The organism is Streptomyces sp. NPDC048442, assembly GCF_040651475.1.
Lineage (GTDB): Bacteria > Actinomycetota > Actinomycetes > Streptomycetales > Streptomycetaceae > Streptomyces.
Genome location: NZ_JBEZKB010000006.1, coordinates 112,046 through 138,292, shown reverse-complemented (window position 1 = coordinate 138,292; position 26,247 = coordinate 112,046). Strand labels below are relative to the sequence as shown.

General features: G+C 71.9%; 22 protein-coding genes. 11 read left to right on the top strand and 11 right to left on the bottom strand.

The annotated features are described in order from the left end of the window. The first annotated feature begins 422 nt into the window (after positions 1-422). Positions 423-2,753, top strand: a complete 2,331-nt coding sequence (locus AB0D18_RS11740; protein ID WP_362415938.1) for a hypothetical protein — start codon at positions 423-425, stop codon at positions 2,751-2,753. Here the strand turns inward: AB0D18_RS11740 and AB0D18_RS11735 are convergent. The 4 genes from AB0D18_RS11735 to AB0D18_RS11720 all read right to left on the bottom strand — a co-directional run bounded on the left by AB0D18_RS11735 (position 2,723) and on the right by AB0D18_RS11720 (position 7,460). Next, on the bottom strand, positions 2,723-5,131 hold the full coding sequence (locus AB0D18_RS11735; protein WP_362415552.1) for a right-handed parallel beta-helix repeat-containing protein: 2,409 nt from the start codon (positions 5,129-5,131) through the stop codon (positions 2,723-2,725). The genes AB0D18_RS11740 and AB0D18_RS11735 overlap by 31 nt on opposite strands. A 102-nt stretch (positions 5,132-5,233) precedes the next feature. Continuing rightward, positions 5,234-5,890, bottom strand: coding sequence for a hypothetical protein (locus tag AB0D18_RS11730; protein ID WP_362415550.1), 657 nt, complete (start codon positions 5,888-5,890; stop codon positions 5,234-5,236). A 95-nt stretch (positions 5,891-5,985) separates the two neighbouring features. Further along, complete coding sequence (locus tag AB0D18_RS11725; protein ID WP_362415548.1) at positions 5,986-6,822, bottom strand: MOSC N-terminal beta barrel domain-containing protein; 837 nt, start codon at positions 6,820-6,822, stop codon at positions 5,986-5,988. Between the two features lie 89 nt (positions 6,823-6,911). Next, positions 6,912-7,460 (bottom strand): DUF6643 family protein, encoded by a 549-nt coding sequence (locus tag AB0D18_RS11720; RefSeq protein ID WP_362415546.1) that lies wholly within the window; start codon positions 7,458-7,460, stop codon positions 6,912-6,914. Positions 7,461-7,621: 161 nt separating this feature from the next. Between AB0D18_RS11720 and AB0D18_RS11715 the strand changes: the two genes are divergently transcribed. Continuing rightward, on the top strand, positions 7,622-8,995 hold the full coding sequence (locus AB0D18_RS11715) for a TerD family protein (RefSeq protein ID WP_362415936.1): 1,374 nt from the start codon (positions 7,622-7,624) through the stop codon (positions 8,993-8,995). Positions 8,996-9,002: 7 nt separating this feature from the next. Here the strand turns inward: AB0D18_RS11715 and AB0D18_RS11710 are convergent, their stop codons facing one another. Continuing rightward, the gene (locus tag AB0D18_RS11710; protein WP_362415544.1) at positions 9,003-10,181 is read right to left on the bottom strand and encodes a glycosyltransferase; all 1,179 of its coding nucleotides are present in this window, start codon (positions 10,179-10,181) and stop codon (positions 9,003-9,005) included. Positions 10,182-10,256: 75 nt separating this feature from the next. On the opposite strand from AB0D18_RS11710, the gene AB0D18_RS11705 reads away from it, so the two are divergent. Together AB0D18_RS11705 and AB0D18_RS11700 are read left to right on the top strand one after the other, a co-directional pair. Continuing rightward, entirely contained in the window at positions 10,257-11,084 is an 828-nt protein-coding gene (locus tag AB0D18_RS11705; protein ID WP_362415542.1) for an aspartate/glutamate racemase family protein, read from the top strand. Then, positions 11,062-11,628 carry a hypothetical protein gene (locus tag AB0D18_RS11700; RefSeq protein ID WP_362415540.1) on the top strand — a complete coding sequence of 189 codons (567 nt, stop codon included), beginning with the start codon at positions 11,062-11,064 and terminating at the stop codon, positions 11,626-11,628. Before AB0D18_RS11705 ends, AB0D18_RS11700 begins: the two co-directional genes overlap by 23 nt. Before the next feature lie 223 nt (positions 11,629-11,851). On the opposite strand, the gene AB0D18_RS11695 is transcribed toward AB0D18_RS11700, so the two are convergent. Beyond that, positions 11,852-12,931, bottom strand: a complete 1,080-nt coding sequence (locus AB0D18_RS11695) for an O-antigen ligase family protein (protein WP_362415538.1) — start codon at positions 12,929-12,931, stop codon at positions 11,852-11,854. A gap of 272 nt (positions 12,932-13,203) precedes the next feature. Here AB0D18_RS11695 and lnt point away from each other — a divergent pair, with 272 nt between their 5' ends. Together lnt and AB0D18_RS11685 are read left to right on the top strand one after the other, a co-directional pair. Beyond that, a complete protein-coding gene (gene lnt, locus AB0D18_RS11690) occupies positions 13,204-14,808 on the top strand; it encodes an apolipoprotein N-acyltransferase (protein ID WP_362415536.1) in 1,605 nt (534 codons plus the stop codon). A gap of 17 nt (positions 14,809-14,825) precedes the next feature. After that, positions 14,826-15,347, top strand: a complete 522-nt coding sequence (locus AB0D18_RS11685; RefSeq protein ID WP_362415534.1) for an NUDIX domain-containing protein — start codon at positions 14,826-14,828, stop codon at positions 15,345-15,347. Positions 15,348-15,410: 63 nt separating this feature from the next. Here the strand turns inward: AB0D18_RS11685 and AB0D18_RS11680 are convergent, their stop codons facing one another. The 3 genes from AB0D18_RS11680 to dhaK all read right to left on the bottom strand — a co-directional run bounded on the left by AB0D18_RS11680 (position 15,411) and on the right by dhaK (position 17,555). Beyond that, positions 15,411-15,875 carry a PTS fructose transporter subunit IIA gene (locus AB0D18_RS11680; protein WP_362415532.1) on the bottom strand — a complete coding sequence of 155 codons (465 nt, stop codon included), beginning with the start codon at positions 15,873-15,875 and terminating at the stop codon, positions 15,411-15,413. Beyond that, positions 15,872-16,483 (bottom strand): dihydroxyacetone kinase subunit DhaL, encoded by a 612-nt coding sequence (dhaL, locus tag AB0D18_RS11675; RefSeq protein WP_362415530.1) that lies wholly within the window; start codon positions 16,481-16,483, stop codon positions 15,872-15,874. Before dhaL ends, AB0D18_RS11680 begins: the two co-directional genes overlap by 4 nt. Before the next feature lie 79 nt (positions 16,484-16,562). Next, entirely contained in the window at positions 16,563-17,555 is a 993-nt protein-coding gene (dhaK, locus tag AB0D18_RS11670) for a dihydroxyacetone kinase subunit DhaK (RefSeq protein WP_362415528.1), read from the bottom strand. A 502-nt stretch (positions 17,556-18,057) separates the two neighbouring features. On the opposite strand from dhaK, the gene AB0D18_RS11665 reads away from it, so the two are divergent. Genes AB0D18_RS11665 through xdhC form a run of 3 tightly spaced genes read left to right on the top strand, consistent with a single transcriptional unit; the run spans position 18,058 to position 22,788 of the window. After that, positions 18,058-19,539: an FAD binding domain-containing protein gene (locus tag AB0D18_RS11665; RefSeq protein ID WP_362415526.1), complete on the top strand. Its 1,482-nt coding sequence runs from the start codon at positions 18,058-18,060 to the stop codon at positions 19,537-19,539. Beyond that, complete coding sequence (gene xdhB, locus AB0D18_RS11660) at positions 19,536-21,977, top strand: xanthine dehydrogenase molybdopterin binding subunit (RefSeq protein WP_362415524.1); 2,442 nt, start codon at positions 19,536-19,538, stop codon at positions 21,975-21,977. The genes AB0D18_RS11665 and xdhB overlap by 4 nt, the downstream gene beginning before the upstream one ends. 1 nt (position 21,978) lies before the next feature. Next, positions 21,979-22,788: a xanthine dehydrogenase accessory protein XdhC gene (gene xdhC / locus AB0D18_RS11655; RefSeq protein WP_362415522.1), complete on the top strand. Its 810-nt coding sequence runs from the start codon at positions 21,979-21,981 to the stop codon at positions 22,786-22,788. A 98-nt stretch (positions 22,789-22,886) separates the two neighbouring features. Here the strand turns inward: xdhC and AB0D18_RS11650 are convergent, their stop codons facing one another. Beyond that, a complete protein-coding gene (locus tag AB0D18_RS11650) occupies positions 22,887-23,180 on the bottom strand; it encodes a hypothetical protein (protein ID WP_362415520.1) in 294 nt (97 codons plus the stop codon). A gap of 263 nt (positions 23,181-23,443) precedes the next feature. Here AB0D18_RS11650 and AB0D18_RS11645 point away from each other — a divergent pair, with 263 nt between their 5' ends. Further along, positions 23,444-24,454, top strand: a complete 1,011-nt coding sequence (locus tag AB0D18_RS11645; RefSeq protein ID WP_362415518.1) for an alpha/beta hydrolase — start codon at positions 23,444-23,446, stop codon at positions 24,452-24,454. A gap of 137 nt (positions 24,455-24,591) precedes the next feature. Beyond that, entirely contained in the window at positions 24,592-25,050 is a 459-nt protein-coding gene (locus AB0D18_RS11640) for a PPOX class F420-dependent oxidoreductase (RefSeq protein WP_362415516.1), read from the top strand. A gap of 211 nt (positions 25,051-25,261) precedes the next feature. Here AB0D18_RS11640 and meaB read toward each other — a convergent pair whose 3' ends face one another. After that, positions 25,262-26,245: a methylmalonyl Co-A mutase-associated GTPase MeaB gene (gene meaB / locus AB0D18_RS11635; protein ID WP_362415514.1), complete on the bottom strand. Its 984-nt coding sequence runs from the start codon at positions 26,243-26,245 to the stop codon at positions 25,262-25,264. Between the last annotated feature and the right edge of the window lie 2 nt (positions 26,246-26,247).

Genomic DNA, 26,247 nt, shown 5'->3' with positions numbered 1-26,247 from the left:
CGGGCCCCGGTCCTTTCCACGCGCCGTAAGGGCTGCTCATCCTCGCACGGGCGGCAACCCGCCTCCACTGCCGGTGGGCCGCACGGTGCCGTGCGCATTTCAGTGCGCATTTCGCTGCACATTTCGGTGCCCATTTAGTGGGGGCGACTCGCGAAGAATGTGCGTCGGGGGTGGGCAGCGGGGGCAGCTTCCTGGAAGCTGAATGTCCCACCGGAAAGCACCTCCGCCGGCCCCTCCGGGAAGCCCACGCCAACCCACCGTGCGCCACGGCGACCCCTCGCGTCCCCACCTCCTCGCACCCGCACGAGAGCGAGTCCGCAGTGCCCCCTGTCCCCGCCGCTCCGGACGGCCCCCCTCCGGACACCCTCGCCACCCTCTCCCCGGAGCGGCACGCCCCCGAAGGCCCCCTCGCCGACGGCCCCGTGCCCGCACTCGAACTCCTCGTCCACGGCGTCGGCGGTGCCACCCCGCAGGACATGCTCGGCGACCCCCGCACTGTCCGCGTCACCGGCGACAACACCGCCGCGGTCTTCCGCCGCGCCGTGGACGCCGACGCCGAGGACCGGCCCGCCGACTACCGCGACAAGCCGATTCCCGAGGCGTACGTCTGGTCCAACCTCACCTCGGGCAACGGCATCCGGGCGCTCTGGCTCCTGCTGCTCCCCTTCATGGTCGTCAACCTCGCCCACTGGATGCGCCCCACTACCGAGGGCCACGCCCGCACCATAAGGATCTACGGCGTCCTGGTCCGCCTCGTGGCCCTCACTCTCACCTTCCTGCTGGTCGCCGCCGCCTGCGAGGTCGCCATGGACCTCACCGCCTGGCAGTGCGCGGGCTCGGCCGCCTGCTCGGGGAAGAAGTCCTGGCTCGGGTTCCTGTCCACCGCCAACGGCGGCTGGTGGAGCCAGCCGGGACGCCGCATCGCGCTGGCCGCCCTGGTGCCCGCCGCCCTCACCGGACTGCTCTGGTACCTCTCGCACCGCACCTGGAGCGCCTACGAGTCCCAGCAGCCGCTGCCCGCCTCCGCCGAAGCCTCCGCCGACCCCGAGGGCGGCGTCGTCCCGGCCCTCGGGCGGCCCGGCTTCTGGTACGGGCGCAGGCTCGTCGCCCGGCTGCGGGCCGCGCACACCGCCGCCGGATTCATCGTGGTGGCCGCCGCCCTCACCGTGACCACCGCGTGCTACGACCGGTCGGCCGCCAACTGGGCCCTGGACGCGTGCGGTTGGGCACTCCAGGGCATCCTCGCGGCCGGCTTCGTCGTGGTCGTCTGGGTGATCTGCCGGCGCGGACGCAGCGAGTCCCGCTTCGACCTGGTCCTCGACCGCGCCCTGGTCGCCCTGCTGCCCGCCGCCGCGCTCACCGCACTCGTCCTGGCCGTGCTGTACGCCGGCTGGTCCCGGCCCGGCTGGAAGTCGTACGGCCAACTCACCGGCGGGCCGCGCGCGTTCGGACTGCTGACGCTCGCTCAGCTGGTACTGGTCCTGGGGCTCGCCGTCGTCGCGCTCGCCCTGCACCGCCGCGCGCCCGTCGCACGTACCGCCATGCGCGGACTCGCCGGACCCGCAGTCGCCATGCTGGCCTGCGAGCTCGGCGGCGTCATGTCCGGCGGCGTCGCCCAGCGCGTCGCCGACTGGCTCGACGGCCCCGGCACCCCCGGCATGGCCACCGGCCCCGGCGAAGCGGTGATCGGCCCGCCCGTCCTGCTGACCTGGCAGGCCTCCGTCATCCCGCCGTTGCTGCTCGTACTGCTCCTGCTGGCCCTCCACTACGGCGTCCGCACCTGGCGCACCCGCGGTGCCCTGACCGCCCGCGTCGAAGCCGACTACCCGGGCGAGAACCCCGATCCGGTCCGCACCGGCCGCATCGCCCTCACTCGCGCCGCGGCCGCCCTCACCGACCATGCTCCCCGCATGATCGCCACCCTGTCCGGCGCGACGCTGGTGCTCGGCGCCGTCGCGCTCCTCGGCGCCTACCTGTACGACGAGGTGCCGGGCCGCGCCGCCAAGGGCACGCCCACGCCCGTCGAAGCCGTCGCACACACCTCGCAGGCCCTCGGCTCCTGGCTGATCGGCTTCGGGTTCCTGCTCTTCGTCACCTGGGGGCGGCGCGCCTACCGCGACCCCAAGGCCCGCCGCACCATCGGCATCCTGTGGGACGTCGGCACCTTCTGGCCGCGCGCAGCCCATCCCTTCGCCCCGCCCTGCTACGCGGAACGCGCCGTCCCCGATCTCACCTGGCGGATGGCCACCTGGACCGAACGCACCCGGGGCCGCCTCGTCATCTCCGGCCACTCACAGGGCAGCGTCCTGTCCGCGGCCGCCGTCTGGCAGCTCCCGCAGCACACTCGCCGCCGGGTCGCCCTGCTCACCTACGGCGCCCCGCTGGAGCGGCTGTACGGGCGCTGGTTCCCGGCCTACTTCGGGCCTTCCTGCCTGCGCGGGCTGCACGACGAGGTGGACTGCTGGCGCAACCTCTGGCGGCACACCGACCCGATAGGAGGCCCGGTCCGCGTCGTGCCCGACGAGGACCTCCATCCGGTGGACCACGACGCACTGCTCGACCCGCTCGCGTACGGCCGCACCCATGAACACCCGCTTCCCGCACCGATCCTGGGCCACTCCGACTACCAGGCGGACCCGGTGTTCACGGCCGAGCGCGACAAGCTCCTGGAGCGGCTGCCGGAGCCGTTGCTACCCCGGCAGCAGAGCAATGACGCGCCGGATCAGGGCAGTTCGGGCAGGTCGTCCGGGTAGAGCAGGGTCAGGTCGTCCGTGGACACCTCGGTGAACTGGGCGACCCGGCCCGCGTGCCGCTCCACCATCGACTCGAAAGTCTGCCTGGCGGTACGGCCGTTGCCGAAGGCGGGACCCTTGGGCAGCGCCGTGAAGTACTTCAACAGTGCCTCGGGCGTGCCCGTGCCGAGCCGGTACTCGTGGTCGTCGGCCTGCTGCTCGACGATCCGCAGCAGCTCGTCCGGCTCGTAGTCGGAGAAGGTGATGGTCCGTGAGAAACGGGACGCCACACCGGGGTTGACGGTGAGGAAGCGTTCCATTTCCACGGTGTAGCCCGCCACGATCACCACCACCGCCTCCCGGTGGTCCTCCATCAGCTTCACCAGGGTGTCGATGGCCTCCTTGCCGAAGTCCCGGCCGGAGTCCTCGGGAGAGAGCGCGTACGCCTCGTCGATGAACAGCACCCCGCCGCGTGCCCTGTCGAACGCCTCCTGGGTGCGGATCGCCGTCGACCCGATGTGCTCGCCCACCAGGTCCACCCGGGACACCTCGACGAGATGGCCGCGCTCCAGCACCCCGAGGGAGGCCAGGATCTCGCCGTACAGCCGGGCCACCGTCGTCTTGCCGGTGCCGGGGGACCCGGTGAACACCAGGTGCCGGCGCACCGACGCCGCCTTGAGGCCGGCCTCCTGCCGCCTGCGCCCGACCTCGATCATGTCCGTGAGGGCGCGCACCTCCCGCTTGACGCTCTCCAGGCCCACCAGCGCGTCGAGTTCACCGAGCACGTCCTGCGAGGCACGGGCCTGCTCCTTGGCAGGCTCGGGCGCGGCGGCCGTCGCGGGCTGCGAGGGAATGTTCGAGAGCAGGCCGGGGGACTGGGTGGCGGTCAGGACCACCGGCGGCGGCGCGGCAGCCGCGGCAGAAGCCTTCGCGCCGCTCTCGTCGCTGGTGCAGTCCTCGACGACGGGACCGTCCTCGGCGAACTCGTAACCGCCGCGCGCACACCGCTCGGTGCGGCACCGCGTCAGCGTCGTGCGGCAGCCGTCCATCACGTGGAAGCCGTAGCCGCTGCTGCCGGTCACCCGGCAGTTGTGGAAGGTGCCGCGGCCCTCCGCGGAGACGTAGAAGCCGGACTCGGCGGGGGAGACGACCGTGCACCGTTCTATGCGGGGGTCGGCGCCCTTGGTGACGATGACGCCCGTCTGCACGGCGTCGATCGTGCAGCCCGCGAGGGTGCCGCCGCTGCCGTGGTCGCGGAACCAGGCACCCGTCGACGCCTCTTTGATGCGGCAGTCGTCGAGCTGCGCGGTCGCCCCGTCGCTCACCGACACGGCGGTGTTGCGCACCTGGGAGAGGTCGCTGTCGACGATGTCGGCGCGCGAGCCCCGGTCCAGGACGAAGACGGCGTCCGGTACGTCGTGGACGCGACAGGAGTCCAGGACGACGGTGGCGCCGTCACTGACCCACACCGCCGGGTAGTCGCCCGTACTGTCGTGGATCTCACAGCCGTTGGCGTCCACACGGGTGCCCGGGTCCCACACCGAGAGGCCGTTGCGGCCGAAGCGCCGTACCGTCGAGCGCGTCAGCGTCAGCACCGCGCGCCCGCGCAGATCGACGGCGTTCTCCGGGATGTCGTGGATGTCGCAGTCGGACAGCGTCAGCACCGCGTCCGTGTCGAGCGTGACACCGTCCGCCGAAGTCCGGTGCACCGCACACTCCTTGAGGTGCCCGGCGCCGCGCGAGGTGACCTGCACGCCGGTGCCCCGCACCTCGTACACCTCGCAGCCGATCGCCTCGACGGCGGAGCCCTCGCCGCTCACCGTGAGCCCCGAGCCCGAGGTGTGATGGATCCTGCACCGCTCCAGACGGGGGTGCGCACCCCCGCTGACCGAGACGCCGGCCTGACCCGCTGCGACGACCTCGCAGTCCTCGAAGAGGCCGCCCGCGTTCTCCAGTACGCCGATGCCGACGCCGCCGGGGTTGTCGATCGTGCAGCGCCGCACCGTCGGCCGGGCGCCGCCGCGCACCTCGATGCCGACGGCCGAGCGCGTCACGATGCGCAGGCCCTCCAGCTCCGGGGTGCCGTCCTCGATCAGCAGGGTGGGCGCGGCCGAGTCCTGGCCCTCCAGGCACAGGTCCTGGACGACGGCGGAGGCGCGCACCGTCAGCGCGACGCCGTCGACCGGGGCGATCCGCACCGACCCGGCTCCGCCCTCGGGGGCGCGCAGCGTCACCGCGCGCCGTACGACGAGGTTCTCCCGGTACGTACCCGGGGCGATGGTGAGGACGTCGCCGTCCCCCGCGGCCTCCAGGGCGGCGGCGAGGGAGTCGTACTCACCCGTGCGGCGCCGCCACCTCGAAGTGCCGGAGTGCGTCACCTGGACCGTGCCCTGTGCCATGGCGTTGCCGTGCCCCCACCTCGTACGTCCGGCTGTTCGCGTCGATCTCGCAGCACCACCGTAGCGCGCGGGGGGAGCGGCAGTTGACCGGTCCGGGCGGCGTCAGCCGCCCGCGCCGGTGCGGCCCCATTCGGGGCCGACCTTCGCCCACGCCCGGTCGAGCCGCTCGTACCGCCGTTGCACGAGACGCCGTACGACCAGGAGCCCGGCGCAGTGCGCGAGGCCCCCGGTCAGGGCCGCCGCGCCGAGGCCCGTGAGCGCGGCCTGGACGGCGGCCGTGGAAGCGTCCACGGGACGGTTGACGATCCGGCCGCGGCCGTCGGTCCACAGCGGGAACGTGTCCCCGGGGGCCGCCGCTTTGCGGAGCGTCGTCGCCCGCCCGGTGTGCCTGCTGCCGTCGTGCGCGGTCCAGCGGGCCAGTACACCGACGGGGCCCGGGTAAGCGGCGCCCGCCTTGGCCTCGGTGAGCTGTTCGCGCAGCGGACGCAGCACCACGCCCGTCGTCTTGTGCCGCTCCTGCTGCTGGACGCGCACCGCGTGCTGGAGGGAGGCGTTCGCGCGCAACCCGGCCGCCAGACCGGCCGCCGGGGCGGCGACGGCGATCAGCAGGAGCGCGGCCAGCGCCACCCAGGCCTCCGCCAGATCGGTGCTCCGGCACAGCGGACTGTCCCGCCAGCGCCACACGCCCGAAGCCGTCCCGCGCCTCCGGGCGGACCGCGTCCGCTGCGCCGCCCGCGACGGCCCCTTTGCTGCCCGCACAGTCCCGTGCCCCTTCCGCGTCAGATCAACGCGACTGCCGCATCAGCGAGTTCCCGTGAAGGAGCGTGCTCATTCGGCCGAATCGGGACAGAACTCTATGCGCCTTCGAAGACCGCCGGGTCACCGATCCGCAGCACTCCGGCACCCTCCGGCACCAGGTACTGGCCGAAGACCAGCCGGCTGCCGAACCTGCGGTGCTTCGCGAGCGCGCGCAGCGGCTCCTTGCCGCGCGCGGAGGTGGCCTGGTCCGTGGTGGTGACGACGCAGCGTCCGCACGGTTTCGCCACCCGGAAGGAGACCTCGCCCACGGTGATCCGGCGCCAGCCGTCCTCGGCCCAGGAGGCGGTCCCGTCCAGCACCACATTCGGCCGGAACCGGTTCATCGGAAGGGGACCCTCGTCCGGCATGTCGCCCTGGGCGATCAGGGAGTTGAGGGCTTCCAGCGAGGACAGCGTGGTGACGAGCAGCGGGAAGGCGTCCGCGAAACTCACCGTCTCGCCCTCGCGTGCGAAGTCGGGCTCGACGGGGCGGCGGTGCGCCGGGTCGTCCATGTGCATCAGCCGTGCCTCGGTGCCCAGGTACGCGCTCCACCACGCGTCGGCCGCCGAACCGGCGGGCACCGCCTCGTACTTCTCGCCGAACAGCGTCACCGGCATGGTCCGCACGGGATCCGGGACGGCCACCTCCAGTGGGACGAGGCCGGGAGCGGACAGCCGGACTGCGCCGTCCGGCAGCGGCTCGGACGCGGCGAGCGCCAGCCTCGGGTGCTCGCGCTGAGTGATCCCCTTCCCCGACGCATCGGTCAGCAGCCATCTGCGGTCCCCCGCAGGCCCCCAGGGCTCGACCGTCATCTCGCGGGGTGCGGCGCCCCGCGTCGCCTTCACCGGATAGACGTGCAGCGAGTGCACCGACGCCTGAACAGAGTTCGCCATGCGGTCCATCCTGCCAGTGGGCTCGGACATCTGTCCGAGCCCACCGTGCGCCTCCGGCGCTCGTGCCTCCAGCAGCCCCCGGCCGGTATCTAGTAGCCCCGACCGCCCTGCTGGTACTGGCGGTTGTACGGGTCCTCGTACGGCGCCGCGGCAGGTGCGGGAGCGACCGGACGCATCGCCTCGTACCCGGCGGGGGCGACGGGCCGCTGCGGCTGCTGCCCCTGCGGCGCGACCGGGCGCTGCGGCTGGGGGCGCTGCATCTGCTGGGGCTGGGCGCCCGGGTAGCCGCGCGGCGGGCCCGCCTGCTGCGGAATGTACGGCGCGGGCGCGTTCTGCAGCTGCGGAACGGGAGCCTGCTGGAGGTGCGGCGCCTGCTGGTACTGCGCGGGCATCTGCTGCTGCGCGGGCTGGGGATAGCCGTACGCGGGCTGAGGGTGCGAAGGCGCGGCCGGCAGCGCGGGAAGAGCGGACGCCAGGGCGGGCAGATAGCTGTTGCCGGTGTCGTACATGGCGGGCACCCGGATCGGAGCGATCTGAGGCGTACCCCGCTCGGCGACCAGGGAGTCGTAGATCGGGGTGTCCGGGAAGGACGGGGCGGAATAGTAGCCGCCGCCATAGGTGGCGCGGGGGGAGGTCATGGCACATAAGTTAAGCCCAAGATGTTCTGGTTGGGGAGCCCGATAAGAGGGTTGTTTTACGGGTTGTGAGTGGCTCCGGGTCACTAATCAGAGCGAACTTGGGAAAATCGGTCGTCTTGTAGCGTTCGGATCGTGTAAGGAACGGTCTATTTCGACTCGTGATGGGGGCGAGCATGTCCATGCTTAAGGGAACCAATGTGCCGGTGTCGGCACAGTCCGTGAGGGTCGAGGTCGGCCGCAGGTCCGGGCCCGGAGTGCCCGACGTCGACGCGTCGGCGCTGCTGCTCACCGGCGGCCGGGTGCGCTCGGACGCCGACTTCGTGTTCTACAACCAGCCCGCGCACGCCTCGGGAGCGGTCCATCACGACGGCAAGAAGCCGGGCGGTGACGGGGTGGTGACCGACACCCTTTCCGTCGACCTCGCGGGTGTGGAGGGCGTCGTCGAGACCGTGGTGCTCGCCGCGTCCGCCGACAGCGGCAGCTTCGGACAGGTGCCCGGCCTGTACGTACGCGTGCTGGACGCGGCGAGCGGGGTGGAGATCGCCCGCTTCGACAGTCAGGACGCCACCGTCGAGACGGCGTTCGTGCTCGGTGAGCTCTACCGGCGCCAGGGCGCCTGGAAGTTCCGGGCGGTGGGGCAGGGCTACAGCAGCGGCCTCGAAGGGCTCGCGACGGACTACGGCATCACGGTCGACGAGCCGCAGCAGGCGGCCCCCGCATCTGCCCCCGCGCCGGCTCCTGCCCCCGCTCCCGCTCCGGCCCCTGCTTCCGCGCCAGTGTGGCCCGCGGCCCCGACGACTCACGTCGCCCCGCAGGCCCCCACCTGGCCGTCCGCGCCGGCGCCGTCCCAGGCCGCGCCGCCGCCCCCCGCTCCGGCGGCCCCCGCGCCCGCCCCCGTACGGCTGACCAAGGTCACGCTCACCAAGGCCTCGCCGACCGTCTCCCTCGCCAAGCAGGGCGGCACCGGCGGCGCGATGCGCGTCAACCTCAACTGGGAGTCCCGCAAGCAGTTCAAGGGCTGGGGCAGCAAGCTCGGCCGGGCGATGGCCCAGCACTCCGACCTCGACCTCGACCTGTGCGCCCTGTACGAACTCACCGACGGCCGCAAGGGCGTGGTGCAGGCGCTGGGCAACTCGTTCGGCTCGCTCAACCAGCCGCCGTACATCCACCTCGACGGCGACGACCGCACCGGATCGCTCACCTCGGGCGAGAACCTCACCGTCAACCTCGACCACAAGGCCCAACTGCGCAGGGTGCTCATCTTCGTGACCATCTATGAGGGTGCGCGCTCCTTCGCCGACCTGCACGCCACGGTGACCCTCACCCCGCACAACGGCGCCCCGATCGACTTCTCGCTCGACGAGTGCACCGTGCCCTCGACCGTCGCGGCCCTCGCCCTGATCAGCTACGAGAACGGCGACCTCACGGTCCGCAGGGAGGCCCAGTACCTGGTGCCGCAGCGCGGGGTGAGCCCGCAGCGCACGGTCGACCAGGCCTACGGGTGGGGCATGAACTGGACCCCCGGCCGGAAGTGAGGGTCGCTCAGCGGTCCGGCGCGGCCTCGGGACGGGCGTAGGTACGCCCCTTCCAGGCCGCGCCCCGGCCCCGGTAGTGCTGCACGGCCGAGTCCACCGTCATCAGCGCGTACAGCAGCGCCGTGAACGGCAGCAGCGGCGCCGTCGCGAGCGAGAGCCGGTAGTAGCGCAGCATCGGGAGATACGTCCCCGTCATCACCGCCCACGCCGCGAGCCCCGCCCGCCCTGCCGCCGCGTCACCGGTAAGCAGCCCGGCGCCCAGCGCGTACGGCGGCACCAGGTACACCAGCGCGATCCCGGCCACCGTCCCGAGCAGCAGCAACGGGTTGTGCCGCAGCTGGGCGTACGCACTGCGCGACACCATCCGCCACAGATCACCGAGCCCCGGGTAGGGGCGCACGCTGTCCACCCGTTCGGCAAGCCCCAGCCAGATCCGCCCGCCGCCGCGCCGCACGACCCGGGCCAGCGCCACGTCGTCGATCACCGCACCCCGGATCGACTCCGGCACCCGCGCACGCTCCGCGGTCTCCGTGCGCAGCAGTACGCACCCGCCCGCCGCCGCAGCCGTCCGCGCCCCTTTGCGGTTGATCCACCGGAACGGATACAGCTGCGCGAAGAAGTACACGAAGGCCGGGACGACGAGCCGCTCCCAGGAGCTCTCGACGCGCAGCCGGGCCATCTGCGACACCATGTCGAAGCCGCCGCCGCGGGCCGAGGCCACCAGCTCCCGCAGGCTGTCCGGCTCGTGGGCGATGTCGGCGTCGGTCAGCAGCAGGTACTCCGGGCTGCTGGCCCGAGCCAGCTCGATCCCGTACCGCACCGCCCACAGCTTCCCCGTCCAGCCGGGGCCCGGCTCGCCGGGGGAGACCACCGTCAGCGGCAGCCCGCCGTACCGCCCCGACAGGGCGCGCGCCAGCTTCCCGGTGCCGTCGCTGCTCCCGTCGTCCACCAGGATCACCTCGGCGCCGCCCGGATAGTCCTGGGTGAGCAGCGACGGCAGGCTCTCCGGCAGCACCGCCGCCTCGTCGCGCGCGGGCACGACGACGGCGACGTACGGCCACTTCCCCTCGGGCGGCTCGGCCCGGTGCGGCAGGCGCTGGTCGGTGCGCCAGAAGAAGCCCTGGCCGAGGAGCAGCCACAGCCAGACGGTCAGCGATCCCACAGCGATCCACGCGACGACGCTCACCCGTCGCAGTCTGCCGCAGGAGGGGGCCCGGCGGGAGGATGCCGGGGTGTTCGAGCCGCGGGCTAAGGTGACCGGGTGAAGATCGCGCTCATGGACTCCGGAATCGGCCTGCTGGCAGCGGCGGCAGCGGTGCACCGGCTGCGGCCCGACGCAGACCTGGTCGTCGCCTCCGACCCCGACGGGATGCCCTGGGGACCACGTACCCCCCAAGACATCACGGAGCACGCCCTCGCCGTCGCCAGGGCCGCCGCGGCGCACAAGCCGGACGCACTGATCATCGGCTGCAACACCGCCACCGTGCACGCGCTGGACGCGATCCGCGCCGAGCTGGAGCCGCAGATCCCGGTCATCGGCACCGTCCCCGCGATCAAGCCCGCAGCCGTGGGCGGCGGCCCCTTCGCGATCTGGGCGACCCCGGCCACCACCGGCAGCCCCTACCAGCGCGGCCTGATCCGCGACTTCGCGGCGGGCGTCGAGGTCACCGAGGTGCCCTGCCCCGGTCTCGCGGACGCCCTGGAGATCGCCGACGAGGAGGGGATCGACCGGGCGGTGGCTGCCGCCGCCGCCCTCACGCCGCCCGATGTAAGGACCGTCGTCCTGGGGTGCACCCATTACGAACTGGTCGAGGACCGTATCCGGGCCGCTCTCCAGCAACCGGACGCCCCGACTCCGTTGGTACTGCTCGGCTCCGCGGATGCGGTCGCGGCACAGGCACTTCGCCGGGCCGGCGCGGAGCCCGCCCCGGCCGCCGATCCCTCCTCCCACCTCACCGTTCTCCTCAGCGGACGGCTGTCGGCAGGCCTCACGGCCCCGGCCCTCGCCTACAGCGAGGGCCGACTGCTGGCTGCCATGACAGCCGATCGTGAGTACGCTGCTATGCATGAGGGAACCCCCCAGGGCTGACGGTCTCCCGAGTGAGCCCGCCCCCACCGCGAAGACCTGGACCGGCCGCGCGACGAACCGTGTGCAGTGGCTGCTCTCGGCCTCGGGCGCGGCATTCCTGGCGCTCGGCATCGAACTGGCCGTCGACTCCTCGTGGGTTTCCGGCATCATTCCGCTCCTGATGGCGGTCGTCGGCTGTGTCGCCGCCGGCGTGCTGATCATCTTCGGGACGCTCGCCTTCGTCCACGTCGCGGTGAAGGTCGACGACCACGCCCTGGAGGTGCGCTGCGGTCACATCGGACTGCCGCGCCGCCGCATCCCGCTCTCGCACGTGATCGGCGCCGAGTTCGCCCCGCGCGTCACCCCGCGCCAGTGGGGCGGCTGGGGCTACCGCTGGCGGCCCGAGCAGGGTATGGCGGTGGTGGTCCGCCGCGGCGAGGCCCTGGTACTGAGGCTGGGCGACGGGCGTACGTTCACGGTCACCGTCGACGACGCGGCCGGCGCGGTCCGAGCGGTCAGGGACCGACTCCGCCTCGACACGACGGGCGGCAGGCCCGGCACCTAGGGCCTGTCCGGCGGATCTTGCCGCGGTCGCGTGCCCTGGCACGCACATCTACGGCGTTGTCGTCAATCTTCCCCAAGCTCTCGGCTTCGCTCGAGCAGGGGAGACCCCATCCGCTCCGCGTCGCCTCAATCCTCCGCCTTGCAGCTGCACGCACCATGCCCCGCTCAGCGGTAGTGAAAGCGCAAGGTCACTCCCCCATGCGGCCTGATCCGCCGGGCAGGCCCTAGCCGCTCGCCCGGCGCCTGGCGTCCGGCACACCTGGGCCCGGTACGCCGCCGGGCTGGAGTCTGGCCGTGGCCAGTCCCGCAAGCAGTGCCGCGCCCGCCGTCACCGGGGTGAAGCTCAGCGCGTTGCCGATGCTCGCCAGGGCTGCCAGGGCCGTCAGCGCGGCGCCCGCCGTCAGTACGACGGGGGTGGCCCGGGGCGAGCGCCACAGGCCGTACATCAGCCAGCAGTAGGCCGTGCCCAGCAGCAGCACACCGACCACCCCCTGCTCGGCCGCCTGCTGCAGCGGCGCCGAGTGCGGCTTGCCGTCCGAGTTGACGCTCTGGCGGGCGACCCGGCTCAGCCCGCCGAACCGGTCGGGACCCACGCCGAGCAACGGGTTCTCCCTGGCCATGCCGAGCGCGTCCTGCCACAGTCCCACCCGGTTCGGGGTGAGCTGACCCTGCAGGGACACGGTCAGCCCCTCCGGAAGTACGTCCTCCGCGACCGCCCACGACGCCCCGGCGACCAGCATCGCCGCCACCACGAGCCCCGCCAGGCCGAGCAGTCTCCGCCGCATCCGTACCGCGGCGAGCGAGCACAGCAGCACCCCCAGCGCCGCCGCGAACCCGGCCACCGATCCCAGCGCGAGCGCCACCGCGGCCACGGCGAGAGCCACCAGCCGCAGCAGTACCCGCACCAGCGGAGCCCGCGCCGCCCCGGCCGCGATGCACGCCGCACCCGCGGCCAGCACCAGCAGCGCCGCCGCGGCACCCGTGTGTCCCGGCGCCGGAGAGGCGATCGCACCCGGCATGCCCTCCCGGGACGCCAGCGCGAGTCCGAGGGCGCCGAGCGAGAGCCCGGTCGCTGCGAGCACCGGGAGCAGCGTGCCGAAAATCCGGCCGCACGCGTACCCGGCGGCGACCGCGAGCACCGCGAGCAGCACTCCCTCCGGGCGCGCGTCCCGCCCGGCCGCGCAGATCAGCGACCAGGCGGCGCACCCGCCCAGCACGACGGCGCCCCCGACCTCGGTCAGTCCGCTCCGGTCCTGGGGCTCCCGCACGCCCTCCGGTGCGGGCCTGCCGCTCAGCACGTTCATCCCCGCCGCCCCCGACCTGTGACCGGCCCTGCCCGCACCGGCCGGGACAGGCTGTGCAGCAGGGACCGGCGCACACGGTAACGGGAGTGACGGGGGTTTGTGGACGTATCTCACAACATCGTGCAGAAACGATGCATCGCTTACGGGACAACAGCTGTCGCCACACACCCACAGCAAGCGTCGCCATGCACCCGCACCAAGCGCCACTGCCGCCGTCCGCATGACGGGACCGCCCTGCTCCCGCCCCGGAGCGCCACCGTAGACTCCGCCGGGTGAGCGCCACCATCACCCCCGCAGCAGCCCCGCCGGAACCTGCCCCGGCCGCACCCCGCCCAGGGCTCTGGCTGGTGCGGTCCGCCGCAGCCGTCCTGGCCGGGCTGATGCTCTACGCGAGCTTCCCGCCCCGACCCCTGTGGTGGCTGGCACTGCCCGCGTTCGCCCTGCTCGGCTGGGCCATGCACGGGCGGCGGCTGCGCGCCGGGTTCGGGCTCGGCCTGCTGTCCGGGCTCGCCTTCCTCGTACCGCTGCTGTCCTGGACGGGTGAAGAGGTCGGCCCCGTGCCGTGGCTCGCGCTCGCCCTCCTGGAGGCGCTGTTCCTCGGCTTCGTCGGCATGGGCGTCGCCGCGACGTCGAAGCTGCCGGCCTGGCCGGTGTGGGCGGCCGGACTGTGGGTCGTGGGGGAGGGGCTGCGCGCCCGGTTGCCCTTCGAGGGCTTCTCCTGGGGGAAGATCGCCTTCGGGCAGGCCGACGGGGTGTTCCTGCCGCTGGCCGCGCTCGGCGGCACGCCACTGCTGGGCTTCGCCGTCGCCCTGTGCGGGTTCGGCCTCTATGAGGCGGTGCGCCAGTTCGTCACCTACCGCAGCCTCACCCCCCGCCGGGTGGGGGCCGTCCCGCGGGCAGGCCTGGTGACAGCGGCACTCGCCGTTCTCGTCCCCCTGGTGGCGTCGCTCGCCGCCCGCCCCCTCCTCGACGACTCCGCCGAGGACGGCACCGCCACCGTCGCCCTCATCCAGGGCAACGTGCCGCGCCTGGGGCTGGACTTCAACGACCAGCGGCGCGCCGTCCTCGACAACCACGCCCGCCGCACCGAGCAGCTCGCCGCGGACGTGAAGGCGCGCAAGGAACCCCAGCCCGACTTCGTCCTGTGGCCGGAGAACTCCTCCGACCTCGACCCGTACCGCAACTACGACGCCCGCGGCGTCATCGATCAGGCCGTCAGGAAGATCGGCGTCCCCGTCGCGATCGGCGCCGTCCTCGCCCCGGACACCGGCAACCTGCGCAACACCCTCATCCAGTGGGACCCGAAGCGCGGGCCCGTCGACACGTACGACAAGCGGCACATACAGCCGTTCGGCGAGTACATGCCGATGCGTGACTTCGCCCGCATCTTCAGCTCCGACGTGGACCGGGTGCGCCGCGACTTCGGGCCGGGCAAGAAGGTCGGCGTCTTCGACATGGCGGGAACCAAGGTCGGCCTGGTCACCTGTTACGAGGCCGCCTTCGACGACGCGGTACGGGACACCGTCGTGCATGGCGGCCAGGTCATCGCCGTACCCAGCAACAACGCCACCTTCGGCCGCAGCGAGATGACCTACCAGCAGCTCGCCATGAGCCGGGTGCGCGCCGCCGAGCACGGCCGGGCCGTGCTGGTGCCCGTCACCAGCGGCGTCAGCGCGGTCATCCAGCCCGACGGCAAGGTCGTCCAGCAGACGAAGATGTTCACCCCTGACGCTCTCGTCGCCGAGGTCCCGCTGCGCTCCTCGCTGACCCCCGCCACCCGTGTCGGCATCGCGCCGGAGATCGTCGTCGCGCTGCTCGGCGCGGCCTCTCTCGCGTGGGCCGTCACCCGATCCGTACGTGCACGACGCACCACATAGTTCCCTTGGGGTTTTTCATGGCTACTCCCGATTTCATCAAGAACATCCGCACCACCGCAGGTCACCAGCTGCTCTACCTCCCCGGCGTGACGGCCGTCGTCTTCGACGACGAGGGCCGGGTGCTGCTCGGCCGGCGCGCCGACAACGGCGAGTGGTCGGTCGTCGGCGGCATCTCCGACCCGGGCGAGCAGCCGGCGCAGACCGCGGTGCGCGAGGTGTTCGAGGAGACCGGCGTCGAGTGCGAGGTGGAGCGCATCGCCCTCGTCCAGACGCTCAGGCCGGTGCAGTACGAGAACGGCGACATCTGCCAGTTCATGGACGTCACGGTGGTCTGCCGGGCGACCGGCGGCGAGGCCCGGGTCAATGACGAGGAGTCCCTGGAGGTCGGCTGGTTCCCCGTCGACGCGCTCCCCGAGATGCGGGAGTTCGCCACCTTCCGGATCAAGCAGGCCCTCGCGAACGAGCCCACCTGGTTCGCGCCCGCCGAGGGTTCGATGCCGGGCATGGCGGGTGCGGGCGTCACCCCCGAGGGCCACTGACGGTACGGAAACGCCGGGTGCGCCCGGCGGTACGGGGCGCGCGCCCCGCACCGCCGGAGCCCGTCAGACCTTCCGGTAGGTGTACGCCTCGGAGGCCGCCGACTCGACGGCGTCCAGCGGCGCCCCCGCCGACGCGGTGACGACGGCGGCGACCGCACCCTCGACGAAGGGTGCGTCCAACAGCCGGGTTCCGGGCGGCAGTTCAGCCACCCCGCCCCCGTCCTCATCGTCGTCGGCCATGTCGTCGTCTCCGCCGGCGAGCATCGCCTTCACGGTCAGTACGGCACTGCCCAGGTCGACGAGTACAGCCACGCCCGCCCCGCGGTCCACCGCCCTGGCCGCCTTGGCGATCAGTTCGGAGCTGGTGCCGAGACCGCCGTCCGTGTCCCCGCCGGCGGCGGCGACCGGAGCGGTCGGGCCGCCGCCCGCCAGCCCCTGCGCGAGCTCGGCGACGGCGGTGGCCACCGCCGCACTGTGCGACACGAGCACGACCCCGACCAGGCTGTTCTTGTCCTCCGCGGCGCTCATACGGTCACCTCGGCGAGCGTACGGAGCAGCAGTGCGGCCGAAGTGGCCCCGGGATCCTGATGGCCGATGCTGCGCTCACCGAGGTAACTGGCCCGCCCCTTGCGTGCCTGGAGCGGCACGGTGGCCAGCGCACCGCTCTCGGCGGCATCGCGGGCGGCGGCGAAAGCCCCGGCAGCCGGGGCCTGCTCCATCGCCTCCACTCCCGGAAACAGCGCGTCCAGCATCGTCTTGTCCCCGGCGGCGGCCCCGCCCAGCTTCGCCACGGCGTCGACACCGGCCCGCAGCGCCTGCGCGAGCTCCGCCACGGACACCTCCTCCGCGTCTGGGAGCCCCTTGCCCGTACGCCGCAGCAGCGTCCCGTACAACGGCCCCGAAGCACCGCCCACCGTCGAGATCAACTGCCGCCCGGCCAGGGCCAGTACACCGCCGGGGGTGTCCGGCGGCTCCTTCTCCAGAGCGGCGGCGACGGCCGTGAAACCGCGCCGCAGATTGCTCCCGTGGTCCGCGTCGCCGATCGCGGAGTCCAGCTCCGTCAGCCGGTCTGCCTCCTCCTCCACGGCCGCGGCCATGCCACTCATCCATCGCTGGAAGAACGAAGAACTCAGCACCAATTCCCCTTCCCTGCCTGCCTCTTGGTCCACCCGGACCACTTGCCGGTCCACTTCCCGGTCCACCACTGGGGCCGTCTCAGCGGCCCCAGCGCAGCGCAGCGGTCTGCACGGGCGCGTCCCACCACCGCAGCAGTTCCTCGTCGACCTGACACAGCGTCACCGAGCAGCCCGCCATGTCGAGGGACGTGACGTAGTTCCCGACGAGGGTACGGGCCACCGGTACGCCGCGCTCGCGAAGGACCCGCTGCACCTCGGCGTTGAACCCGTACAGCTCCAGCAGGGGAGTGGCGCCCATCCCGTTCACCAGGGCCAGCACCGGGCCGGTCGGCCGCAGATCGTCGAGCACCGCCTCCACCGCGTAGTCCGCGATCTCCCGCGAGGTCATCATCGCCCGCCGCTCACGCCCCGGCTCGCCATGGATACCGACCCCCAACTCAAGCTCACCGGGCGGCAGTTCAAAGGTGGGACTCCCCTTGGCCGGCGTGGAGCAGGCGCTGAGCGCCACCCCGAAACTCCGCGTGGAACCGTTCACCCGCCGCGCCACTTCCGCCACCCGCTCCAGCGGGGCGCCCTCCTCCGCCGCGGCTCCGGCGATCTTCTCCACGAACAGGGTCGCCCCGGTGCCGCGCCGCCCCGCGGTGAACAGGCTGTCGGTCACCGCGACGTCGTCGTTGACGAGTACCTTGTCGACCCGGATGCCCTCCTCCTCGGCCAACTCCGCGGCCATGTCGAAGTTCAGCACGTCCCCGGTGTAGTTCTTGACGACGAACAGAACCCCCTGCCCCGCATCGACGGCGGCCGCCGCCCGCACCATCTGATCGGGCACCGGCGACGTGAAGACCTCCCCCGGACAGGCGGCCGACAGCATCCCCGGCCCCACGAAACCCGCGTGCAGCGGTTCATGCCCACTCCCACCGCCCGAGACGAGCCCCACCTTCCCCTCGACGGGAGCATCCCGCCGCACCACGACCCGGTTCTCCACATCGACGGCGAGCTCGGGATGCGCGGCAGCCATCCCGCGCAGCGCGTCCGACACGACGGTCTCGGGCACATTGATGAGCATCCTCATGGGCACCTCCGGCAGTGATGAACACAGTCGCCACCAGGTAAGCACCAGTCGGTGAGCGGTGGGGGCCCGGCACGGAATCCGGTCGGCCGGCGGACGGTCTCCGGCCGTTCCCCGGTCGCTCTGCTCTCGATATTCGTTCGGTATTCGAGAGGCCGCCGTCAACCTCTTGACCGCTCTGGTCCCAGCCACTATTTTGCGAAGAACGTAGACCCACAGATCCCGAGAGGAGGCGACCCGCAGATGAACACCAGCTCTGATCTTGGTCGCCTCGCCCAGTGCACCGCCTGGGCTCCGGGTCGGATCGCGCACGGCTGCTGAGTACGCCCTTCTGATGTGCCCTGTCGTGGCACATTCCAGGTTTCCTTCATGACCCTCCGGCACGTCGCTGTTGCGTGCCGTTTTGCGCCCGTTTTTCTCGCGTGGCGCGTCTGAGCACAGAGAGCTGCCTGAAATTGGCGAATATGATGAATCCATACATCGCGCACCAGAACGAGGGCCTGTCATGGTAGCGGCGCGGATCACGGTCAACGGGAAAGAAACACAGATTTCACCCGCTGCACCCCACACCACAGTGCTGGACCTCCTGCGTGAGCGTGGTCTCACCGGGACCAAGGAGGGCTGCGCCGAGGGTGAGTGCGGTGCCTGTTCGGTCCTGGTGGCCCGGCCCGGGGTGAACAAGCCCACCGACTGGGTGGCGGTCAACGCCTGCCTGGTCCCGGCTGCGGCGCTCGACGGTCAGGAGGTCATCACCTCCGAAGGCCTCGCCACGGTCGGTGACCCCGGTACGGCCCCCACCCTGCACCCGGTGCAGGAGGAAATGGCCGTCCGCGGCGGCTCCCAGTGCGGATACTGCACTCCGGGATTCATCTGCAGCATGGCCTCCGAGTACTACCGGCCCGACCGCTGCGCGCACGGGGAATCGGTCGACGGCGGAGCCGGCCATGACGCCGAGCACGGTCCGAACGGTTTTGATCTGCACGCGCTGAGCGGAAACCTGTGCCGCTGCACCGGCTACCGCCCCATTCGCGATGCCGCGTTCGCCGTCGGTGAGCCCACCGACGAGGACCCCCTCGCGCAGCGCCGGGAGCAGGCCCCGCCGGCGCCGGTCGCCACCGAGTACACCCAGGACGAGAGCACGTTCCTGCGCAAGAACACCCTCGCCGAGACGCTGCAGCTGCTGCGCGAGCGTCCCGAAGCGGTGGTCGTCGCCGGCTCCACCGACTACGGTGTCGAGGTCAACATCCGTTCCCGCAGGGCGGATTGCGTGGTCGCCATCGACCGGCTGCCCGAACTGCGCGAGCTTCGCGTCGAGTCCGACCACATCGAGATCGGGGCGGCGCTGACGCTCACCGAGATCGAGCGCCGTCTCGACGGCGAAGTCCCGTTGCTGGCAGAGCTGTTCCCGCAGTTCGCCTCCCGGCTCATCCGTAACGGTGCGACCCTCGGTGGCAACCTGGGCACCGGTTCGCCCATCGGCGACAGCCCGCCGGTGCTGCTCGCACTCGAAGCGTCGTTGGTCCTCGCCGACGTCGACGGTGAGCGCGTGGTTCCCCTGGCGGACTACTTCACCGGCTACCGGCAGAGCGTGCGCCGTCCCGGCGAGCTGATCCGTGCGGTGCGCATCCCGCTGCCGCTGGCGCCGGTCACGGCCTTCCACAAGATCGCCAAGCGGCGCTTCGACGACATCTCCAGCGTGGCCGTCGGTTTCGCGCTCGACATCGAGGACGGGATCGTCCGCAAGGCGCGCATCGGCCTGGGCGGCGTGGCCGCCACCCCGATCCGCGCCCTCGCCACCGAGGCCGCCCTGGAGGGCAAGCCGTGGACGGCGGAGACCGTCGAGGCCGCGGCCCGGGAGCTGCGGGGCGAGGGCACGCCGATGAGCGATCACCGTGCCAGTTCCCTCTACCGTTCCGCGATGCTCGGCCAGAGCCTGCGGAAGCTGTACGCGCGACCCGCGACAAACACCGAGGCGGCGAAGTCATGAGTCATCTGTCCGAGCGCCCTGAAAAGCCCGTCGTCGGTGTTTCGATGCCGCACGAGAGCGCCACCCTCCACGTCACCGGCACCGCGCTCTACACCGACGACCTGGTGTACCGCACCAAGGACGTACTGCACGCCCACCCGGTCCAGGTCATGAAGGCCCACGGCAGGATCACCGCGCTGCGCACCGAGCCCGCGCTCGCCGTGCCCGGTGTGGTCCGCGTACTGACCGGTGCCGACGTGCCCGGCGTCAACGACGCCGGGATGAAGCACGACGAGCCGCTGTTCCCCGACGAGGTCATGTTCTACGGCCACGCGGTCGCCTGGGTTCTCGGCGAGACCCTGGAGGCGGCCAGGCTCGGTGCCCAGGCCGTCGAGGTGGAGCTCGAAGAGCTGCCCTCCGTGATCACACTGCAGGACGCCATCGCGGCCGAGAGCTTCCACGGCGCTCGCCCCCTGATGGTGACCGGTGACGTCGAATCCGGCTTCGCCGACTCCGCGCACGTCTTCACCGGCGAGTTCCAGTTCTCCGACCAGGAGCACTTCTACCTGGAGACGCACGCCGCGCTCGCTCTCATCGACGAGAACGAGCAGGTGTTCATCCAGAGCAGCAGCCAGCACCCCTCGGAGACCCAGGAAATCGTCGCGCACGTGCTCGGCCTGCACAGTCACGAGGTGACCGTGCAGTGTCTGCGGATGGGCGGCGGCTTCGGCGGCAAGGAGATGCAGCCGCACGGCTTCGCGGCCGTCGCCGCGCTCGGCGCCAAGCTGACCGGCCGCCCGGTCCGGCTGCGGCTGAACCGGACGCAGGACCTGACCATGTCCGGCAAGCGGCACGGCTTCAACGCCACGTGGAAGATCGGCTTCGACGCCGACGGCCGCATCCGGGCCCTGGACGCCACCCTGACCGCGGACGGCGGCTGGAGCCTGGACCTCTCCGAGCCGGTGCTGGCCCGTGCGCTGTGTCACATCGACAACACGTACTGGATCCCCAACGCGCACATCGCCGGCCGGATCGCCAAGACCAACAAGGTCTCCAACACCGCGTTCCGCGGCTTCGGCGGACCGCAGGGCATGCTCGTCATCGAGGACATCCTCGGCCGGGTCGCACCCCAACTCGGCCTGGATCCGATGGAGTTGCGGGAGCGCAACTTCTACCAGGCGGGCCAGAGCACGCCGTACGGCCAGCCGGTCACCCAGCACGAGCGGATCGCCACCGTCTGGGAGAAGGTCAAGGAGAACGGCGGCGTCGCCGACCGCAAGCGCGAGATCGCCGCGTTCAACGCCGCGCACCCGGACACCAAGCGGGCGCTGGCGATCACCGGCATCAAGTTCGGCATCTCGTTCAACCTCACCGCCTTCAACCAGGGCGGCGCGCTGGTACTGATCTACAAGGACGGCTCCGTCCTGATCAACCACGGCGGCACCGAGATGGGCCAGGGCCTCCACACCAAGATGCTCCAGGTGGCAGCGACCACCCTGGGCATCCCGCTGCACAAGGTCCGCCTCGCCCCCACCCGTACGGACAAGGTGCCCAACACCTCTGCCACCGCGGCCAGTTCGGGTGCGGACCTCAACGGCGGGGCGGTGAAGAACGCCTGCGAGCAGCTGCGCGAGCGGCTGGTGCAGGTGGCAGCCACCCAGCTGGGGTCGAACGCCTCGGACGTACGCATCGTCGAGGGCGTCGCACGCGGCCTGGGCAGCGACAAGGAGCTGGACTGGGACGACCTGGTGCGCACCGCGTACTTCCAGCGGGTCCAGCTCTCGGCGGCCGGCTACTACCGCACCGAGGGGCTGCACTGGGACGCGAAGGCCTTCCGGGGCTCGCCGTTCAAGTACTTCTCGCACGGCGCGGCCGCGGCCGAGGTGGAGGTGGACGGCTTCACCGGCGCGTACCGCATCCGCCGGGTCGACATCGTGCAGGACGTCGGCGACAGCCTCTCCCCGATGATCGACATCGGTCAGGTCGAGGGCGGCTTCGTGCAGGGCGCGGGCTGGCTGACGCTGGAGGACATGCGCTGGGACGGCACCGACGGGCCGAACCGGGGCCGGCTGCTGACCCAGGCAGCGAGCACGTACAAGCTGCCGAGCTTCTCGGAGATGCCCGAGGAGTTCCACGTCACGCTCATGGAGAACGCCACCGAAGAGGGCGCCGTCTACGGCTCCAAGGCGGTGGGCGAGCCTCCGCTGATGCTGGCGTTCTCGGTACGAGAGGCGCTGCGGCAGGCCGCCGCCGAGTTCGGGCCGAGCGGCGTCGGCGTCGAGCTGGCCTCGCCCGCGACACCGGAGGCGGTGTTCTGGGCCATCGAAGCGGCACGCGAGGGCAAGGCCTCCCAGAACGGGCACGTCGCGAACGGACACGTGGTGAACGGGCACGCGGTGAACGGGTACGCCGGGGACGGCGAGAACCGCTCCCAGGCGAGTGCGTTGAGCGGTGCCTGACATGACCTGGATCGCCGCGGTCGCGCGGTTGCGGGCACGCCGGGAGTCCGGCGTGCTGGTGACCGTCGCGACCGTGCGCGGCCACGCTCCGCGCGACGCCGGTGCGAAACTCGTCGTCGGGCAGAGCGAGACGTGGGGCTCGATCGGCGGCGGCAACGTCGAAGCCGTCGCCATCGACCGGGCCCGGGAGATGATCACCGCGGGCAAGGCGGAGCCGGAGCTGATGGACTTCGCCCTGAACGACAAGGTCACCAACCAGCACGGCGTGCAGTGCTGCGGCGGCACGGTCTCGGTACTGCTCGAACCGCTGCCGGTGGTACGGGCGGTCGCGGTCTTCGGCGTCGGGCACGTCGGGCTCGAACTGGCCCGCATCCTGGCCCGCCAAGACCTCGACCTCCATCTGGTCGACAGCCGCGCCGACATGCTCGCAGAGGAACGGCTCGACGTCCTCGCGGACTCGGTGGCACAGGTGCACCTGCATCACACGCCGCTGCTGCCCGAGGAGGTCTTCGAGGAGCTGCCGCGCGGCACCCACGTCCTGATCATGACCCATGATCATGCCGAGGACGCCGCACTGTGCGACGCGGCCCTGCGCACCGCCCATCTCGGCTCCATCGGGCTGATCGGGTCGTCGGCCAAGTGGGTGCGGTTCCGCAAACGCCTCTCCACCGAGGGCGGCCACGACGACGCCACCATCGATCGGATCAAGACCCCGATCGGGCTGGCCGACGTCACCGGCAAGGAACCCGCGACGATCGCCGTCAGTGTCGCCGCAGATCTGCTGCGCACCTTCGAAACCGAGGAGCACTGACTCTCCGCTCCCACAGAACCGACAGGGTGCCCCGCGCGCGTGCGCACGCACATGCGCGGGGCACCCTGTCGGTCCAGACCGATGGCCGGACGGGGGTGTCAGATGAAGACGCTCTTGCTGCCCGTCAGAATGAAGGTCACGCCGGGGTTGAGCAGTTGGTCGACACCACCTGTGCAGCCCGGCCCCGACCAGACCACCACCACCTGGTCCGTCTGGTTCGACACCGTGGACGTGCCGAAGTCGCTCAGCGGGAAGCAGCCGCTCGGCTCCTGGTGGGCCACACCGTTGATGACCAGGGATCCGTGGGCCGCGTACGCGCTCGTCGCAGCAGTGAGCGCGAGCGTCGCGGCCGTCGCGCAGGCCCCGAGAACCGTTGCCAGACGTCGCATCATGGGCGTACCTCTTTCAGTGTGGCGGGCTGCACCGACGCACCCCGCGCTGATCACCCAAAGTAGGTGACCGATTACTCAAGACCTCGCCCCCCGGTGGGGATCGTCTGCCCTGCGGGCCCTGCAGGGAGGCGCGGTGAACCGATGGGGTGCGAGCCGCCGCGAGATTGACTTCTCGCCTGTGGCCGGTGCCCACGTGACGCAAGGTGCGGCCGAGGTTCGCTCGCCCTCGGTCCCGCGCCCGGTGGTGTGATTGGCTACGCCGCATGGGTCGCAGCCGAGAGTTCTCCCCGCTGGACGCAACACCCCCTTTCGACCCCGAACTGGCCGTCGTACTGGAGGCGTTGGGCAAGGAGTCGAGGGAGTCGATCACCCCGGACAACCTTGCCGCGATGCAGGAGCGGGACGCTTCGGCCCGGCCCAGGCCGACCGCCGACGACCTCCGTGACGGCGGCCGTTTCGAGGTGGCGGAACTCTGTGTGCCGGGGCCGCCGGGCGGTCCTGACGTCACGCTCGTGAGCGCGCGGCCGGCCGGGCCCGCCGGGCCGCTGCCCCTCCTGTACTACCTGCACGGCGGCGCGATGATCATGGGCAACGCGTGGTCCGTGCTGCCGCGGATCCTCCGCGAGTGGGCCCTCCCGCTGGAAATGGCCGTCCTCTCCGTCGAGTACCGGCTGGCGCCGCAGGCGCAGTACCCGGCGCCGCTGGAGGACTGCTACGCCGGGCTCCTCTGGTCCGCCGGGCACGCGGCCGAGCTGGGCATCGACCCGGACCGCATCATCGTCGCAGGCAAGAGCGCCGGCGGCGGGCTCGCCGCGGCCCTCGCCCTGCTGTCCCGCGACCGGGGCGGCCCCGGGGTGCTGGGGCAGCTGCTGCTCTGCCCGATGCTCGACGACCGTGGCAGCACCTTCTCCAGCCGCCGGCTGTCGGGCCTCGGCGGGTGGGACCTCACCTCCCACGAGACCGTCTGGAAGGCACTGCTCGGTGACCGTTACGGCGCTGCGGACCTGCCGTGCTACGCGGCGCCCTCCCGTGCCACGGACCTCTCCGGGCTTCCCCCGGCGTACATCGAGGTCGGGTCGGCCGAGATGTTCCGGGACGAGGACATGGCGTACGCGAACGCGATCTGGCAGGCCGGCGGCCGTGCCGAACTGCACGTGTGGCCCGGTGCCTGCCACGGCTTCGACGGCCTGGCCCCGCAGGCGGCCCTCAGCCGGGATGCCCGCGAGGCCCGCACCCGCTGGCTCCGGCGCCTCCTCGCCCAGTCGGGCCGTTGACCGGTCCAGGTCGGACAGCTGGTCAGCAGCACCTTCGCCCCCTACCCGGTGGCCACCACGCGCCCGCACCCGGCCTGACCCATATCCTCGAAGAAAGTCGATGCCCCTGCCACTGATCGGAGCGCCCGATGCACCCCATGACCGAGGAAGAGTGGCGTACGTTCGTGCTCACTGGCACGCGGACCGGCAAGCTGGCGACCCATCGCAAGGACGGCCGCCCGCACGTCACCCCGGTGTGGTTCCTGATCGACGACGGTGACGAAGGCGGCGACGGCAGCGGTAGAAGCGGCAGTGGACCCCGCGTCGTCTTCACCACCTGGCACGAGTCGCTGAAGTGCAAGTCGCTGCTCCGCGAGCCGCGCTTCTCGCTGTGCGTCGACGACCAGGAACCGCCCTACAGCTACGTGATGCTGGAATGCGCGGCCGAGTTCACCGAGGACCCGGACGAACTCCGCACCTGGGCCACCCGCATCGGCAGCCGATACATGGGGTCTTCGAGCGGCGCCGCCTACGGGGAGCGGAACTCCGTGCCCGGCGAGTACCTGGTGCGCGCCAGGGTCGACCGGGTCGTGGCCTTCGGCGGCATCGCCGAATGATCCGGCGGGGCGGAGGCAACGGGCAGGAGTGAGGGGGGACTTACCAGGAGGTCCAGCCATGTGTCCGTGACACAAGGTCCGCGGTGCAGCGAAGCCGGTGTGCATCCGGCACGGCCCCGCCACTGCGCCCCCTGTACGACCTGGCCTCCGCCGCGTCCGGCCAGTGCGGGGCGCTCCCCGTCTGGATGCCCCCGGACACTTACCCGTCCGGCTACTCCTCGAACGCCCTCAGGATCCGCTCCGCCGCCAGTGTGGGCGTCAACTCGCCGTCGCGCAGGGCCTGTTCGATGCCGGGTGCCGCGCGGCGTACCGCCGGATGGGAGTGCAGCCGGCCGAGCAGCTCGTCGCGGACCATCGCCCACGCCCAGTCGACCTGCTGGCCCGCCCGCTTCGCGGCCAGCCGGCCGGAGGAGTCCAGGAGCGTACGGTGCTGCTCCAGGCGGTCCCACACCTCGTCGAGCCCGGCGTTCTCGCGGGCGCTGCAACTCAGCACCGGGGGAGTCCAGTTGGCGTCGGCCGGGTGCATCAGACGCAGGGCGCCCGCCAGCTCCCTCGCCGCGGACCGCGCGTCGCGCTCGTGCGGGCCGTCCGCCTTGTTGACCGCGACGATGTCCGCCAGCTCCAGGACGCCCTTCTTGATGCCCTGCAGCTGATCGCCCGTACGGGCCAGGGTGAGGAGCAGGAACGAGTCGACCATGTTCGCCACGGCCGTCTCGGACTGGCCGACGCCCACCGTCTCCACCAGCACCACGTCGTACCCGGCGGCTTCCACCACCACCATCGCCTCACGCGTCGCCCGCGCAACCCCGCCCAGCGTCCCCGCCGAAGGCGACGGGCGGACATAGGCGGCCGGGTCGACGGCGAGGCGCTCCATCCGGGTCTTGTCACCCAGGATGGAGCCGCCCGTACGGGTCGACGACGGGTCCACGGCGAGCACCGCGACCCGGTGCCCGAGCCCCGTCAGCATCGTGCCGAACGCGTCGATGAAGGTCGACTTGCCGACACCGGGAACACCGCTGATGCCGATCCGCCGCGCATGACCCGAATGCGGCAGCAGCGCGGTCAGCAGTTGCTGGGCGAGCACCCGGTGATCCGCCCGGGACGACTCGACGAGAGTGATCGCTCGGGCCACGAACGCCCGCTTCCCGTCCAGCACGCCCTTGGCGTACGCCTCGATGTCGATCTTCGGGGGCATCG

Coding starts and splice junctions, on each gene's coding strand:
- AB0D18_RS11735 (WP_362415552.1), bottom strand. CDS start 5,131: ATGGCACAGGGCACGGTCCAGGTGACGCACTCCGGCACTTCGAGGTGG.
- AB0D18_RS11725 (WP_362415548.1), bottom strand. CDS start 6,822: ATGGCGAACTCTGTTCAGGCGTCGGTGCACTCGCTGCACGTCTATCCG.
- AB0D18_RS11720 (WP_362415546.1), bottom strand. CDS start 7,460: ATGACCTCCCCCCGCGCCACCTATGGCGGCGGCTACTATTCCGCCCCG.
- AB0D18_RS11715 (WP_362415936.1), top strand. CDS start 7,622: ATGGGGGCGAGCATGTCCATGCTTAAGGGAACCAATGTGCCGGTGTCG.
- AB0D18_RS11700 (WP_362415540.1), top strand. CDS start 11,062: ATGAGGGAACCCCCCAGGGCTGACGGTCTCCCGAGTGAGCCCGCCCCC.
- AB0D18_RS11695 (WP_362415538.1), bottom strand. CDS start 12,931: ATGAACGTGCTGAGCGGCAGGCCCGCACCGGAGGGCGTGCGGGAGCCC.
- AB0D18_RS11685 (WP_362415534.1), top strand. CDS start 14,826: ATGGCTACTCCCGATTTCATCAAGAACATCCGCACCACCGCAGGTCAC.
- AB0D18_RS11680 (WP_362415532.1), bottom strand. CDS start 15,875: ATGAGCGCCGCGGAGGACAAGAACAGCCTGGTCGGGGTCGTGCTCGTG.
- dhaK (WP_362415528.1), bottom strand. CDS start 17,555: ATGAGGATGCTCATCAATGTGCCCGAGACCGTCGTGTCGGACGCGCTG.
- AB0D18_RS11665 (WP_362415526.1), top strand. CDS start 18,058: ATGGTAGCGGCGCGGATCACGGTCAACGGGAAAGAAACACAGATTTCA.
- xdhB (WP_362415524.1), top strand. CDS start 19,536: ATGAGTCATCTGTCCGAGCGCCCTGAAAAGCCCGTCGTCGGTGTTTCG.
- xdhC (WP_362415522.1), top strand. CDS start 21,979: ATGACCTGGATCGCCGCGGTCGCGCGGTTGCGGGCACGCCGGGAGTCC.
- AB0D18_RS11650 (WP_362415520.1), bottom strand. CDS start 23,180: ATGATGCGACGTCTGGCAACGGTTCTCGGGGCCTGCGCGACGGCCGCG.
- AB0D18_RS11645 (WP_362415518.1), top strand. CDS start 23,444: ATGGGTCGCAGCCGAGAGTTCTCCCCGCTGGACGCAACACCCCCTTTC.
- AB0D18_RS11640 (WP_362415516.1), top strand. CDS start 24,592: ATGACCGAGGAAGAGTGGCGTACGTTCGTGCTCACTGGCACGCGGACC.
- meaB (WP_362415514.1), bottom strand. CDS start 26,245: ATGCCCCCGAAGATCGACATCGAGGCGTACGCCAAGGGCGTGCTGGAC.